The sequence below is a fragment of the Comamonas sp. genome, assembly GCF_036666375.1.
Taxonomy (GTDB): Bacteria; Pseudomonadota; Gammaproteobacteria; order Burkholderiales; family Burkholderiaceae_C; genus Comamonas.
This window is the reverse complement of record NZ_JAVWWA010000072.1, coordinates 24,623-26,811: the sequence shown is the minus strand read 5'-3', so window position 1 is coordinate 26,811 and position 2,189 is coordinate 24,623. Positions and strand designations below refer to the sequence as shown.

Annotated in this window: 2 protein-coding genes and 1 pseudogene; 2 read left to right on the top strand and 1 reads right to left on the bottom strand. The window is 70.5% G+C overall.

Features of this window, described 5'->3' with window-relative positions:
* Window positions 1-11 precede the first annotated feature (11 nt).
* Window positions 12-599 carry a TetR/AcrR family transcriptional regulator gene (locus RR928_RS16675; protein ID WP_332538617.1) on the bottom strand — a complete coding sequence of 196 codons (588 nt, stop codon included), beginning with the start codon at window positions 597-599 and terminating at the stop codon, window positions 12-14.
* A 134-nt stretch (window positions 600-733) separates the two neighbouring features.
* Between RR928_RS16675 and RR928_RS16670 the strand changes: the two genes are divergently transcribed.
* Together RR928_RS16670 and RR928_RS16665 are read left to right on the top strand one after the other, a co-directional pair.
* Window positions 734-1,936 (top strand): MFS transporter, encoded by a 1,203-nt coding sequence (locus RR928_RS16670; RefSeq protein ID WP_332683398.1) that lies wholly within the window; start codon window positions 734-736, stop codon window positions 1,934-1,936.
* 38 nt (window positions 1,937-1,974) lie between these two features.
* Window positions 1,975-2,189, top strand: a pseudogene (locus RR928_RS16665) (MFS transporter); the annotation flags it as partial.

Genomic DNA, 2,189 nt, shown 5'->3' with positions numbered 1-2,189 from the left:
CGCGCCTTCCCCTACGCCCTGACCAACAAGCCGCGCAGCAGCAGATCGAGCGCCTGGCTGGCGCGCGCCAGGCGCGCATCGCCGTCTTCGCCGTCGGCAATCCAGAACGCGGCTTCGCTCAGGCTGCCGTAGATCAGCGCGGCCAGCGCGCGCGCATCGGCGTCGGCCACCACGCCCCGGGCCATCAGGTTTCCAATCAATCGCTGCATGGAATCCAGGCAGTGGCGCTGGGAATCGGGTGAGGCGCCGCCCAGCACTGCGCGTGCGTCGCGCAGCACGATGCGCTGGATTTCGGGCTCCAGCGCCATTTCCAGATAGGCATGGCAGCGCTGGCAAAAGCCTTGCCAGGCGTCCTGGGCGCCGTCGGAGATGGCCTGCAGGCGCGCATCCATCTCGGCGTCGATCTGCGCCGTCACCGCCGCCAGCAGGCCCTTCTTGTCGCCAAAGTGGTGATACAGCGCGCCGCGCGTGAGGCCCGCCTGCGCGGTCATTTCGTCCATCGACGTGTCGGCATATCCCTGTTCGCAGAACACCTGGCGCGCGGTGGCCAGCAGGGTTGCACGGGTTTCTTCCATCTCGGCGCGGGTGCGGCGAACCATTTCTTCTCCTTGCATACGGTGTGCATGATTGTTTACATACGTCGCGTATGAATGTACGATTCTATTCATACGCTGTGTATGTATTGTCGCCGCCTCGCCCCTTGCCGGCAAGCGCGCGTTCCGCGGAGAAAGAGATGAGCAACCCCTATCGAGAACTTTTTGCCGCACCCGGCGCCAAGGCCTTTGCGCTGGCCGGCCTGCTGGCGCGGCTGGCGCTGCCCATGACTGGCATAGGCATCATCACCATGCTGGCGCTGCTGCGCGGCAGCTATGCGCTGGCCGGCGCGGTGTCCGCGACGTTTGTGCTGGCCTACGCCTTGCTGTCGCCGCAGATCTCGCGCCGGGTCGACCGCCGGGGCCAGGGCCGGGTGCTGCCCGCCGCTGCCGCCATCAGCGCGCTCGGTCTGCTGCTGCTGTGCGCCAGCGCCTGGTGGCAGGCGCCCGACTGGACGCTGTTTGCCGCTGCGCTGCTGGCCGGCGCCATGCCCAGCATGTCGGCCATGGTGCGTGCGCGCTGGACCGCTATCTATCGCGGCCAGCCGCGCCTGCAGACCGCCTATGCGCTGGAAACGGTGCTCGATGAAGTCACGTTCATTGCGGGGCCGCCGCTGTCGGTGGGCCTGTGCGTGGCGCTGGCGCCCGCGGCCGGTCCGCTGGCCGCGGCCCTGCTCCTGCTGCTGGGCGTTGCGGCCCTGGTGCTGCAGCGCGCCACCGAGCCGCCGCTCGAAACGCCTGCCGCGGGCAGGGCGGGCGCTTCGGTGCTGCGCCTGGCCGATGTGCGGCTGCTGGCGCTGCTGATGGTGGCCATGGGCGTGATTGTCGGCACGGTCGATATCGTCAGCGTCGCCTTTGCCGCGCAGGCCGGCCAGCCGGCAGCGGCCAGCTGGGTGCTGTCGGCCTATGCCGCGGGCTCGGCGCTCGCCGGGCTGCTGTTTGGCGCCGCTTCGCTGCCCACGCCTTTGCACCGCCTGCTGTTGCTCGGCGGCCTGGCGACGGCCGCCACCACGCTGCCGCTGCTGTGGGTGTCCAGCATTCCCGCCCTGGCCGGCGCCGTGCTGCTGGCCGGGCTGTTCTTTGCGCCCACCATGATTGTCGCGATGTCGCTGGTCGAGCGCCTGCTGCCCGCGCAGCAGCTGACCGAAGGCATCACCTGGCTGCTGGCCGGGCTCAATGTGGGCATCGCGCTGGGCGCCGCGGCCTCCGGCCGGCTGGTGGACGGCGCCGGTGCGGCGTCGGGCTTTCGCGTGGCGCTGTGCGCCGGGGCCGGCGTGCTGCTGCTGGCGCTGTGGGCCCACGGCCGGCTGCGCCGGCAGGGCCTGGCCCTGGCCACGGCGTGATGCCCGCTCTCCCATTGTTTGTTTCAAGGATTCGCGCCATGCCATTGTCTTCCTGCGCCGCCGCACCCGCGGCCCGCCATCCCTGGGCGGCCGTGGCCGCCGCCGGCCTGTCCACCTTCTGCGTGGTGACGACGGAAATGCTGCCCGTGGGCCTGCTGACGCCGATTGCCGACAGCCTGCAGACCTCGACCGGCACGGCCGGCCTGCTGATCTCGCTGCCCGCCCTGCTGGCCGCGCTGTTCGCGCCGCTGGT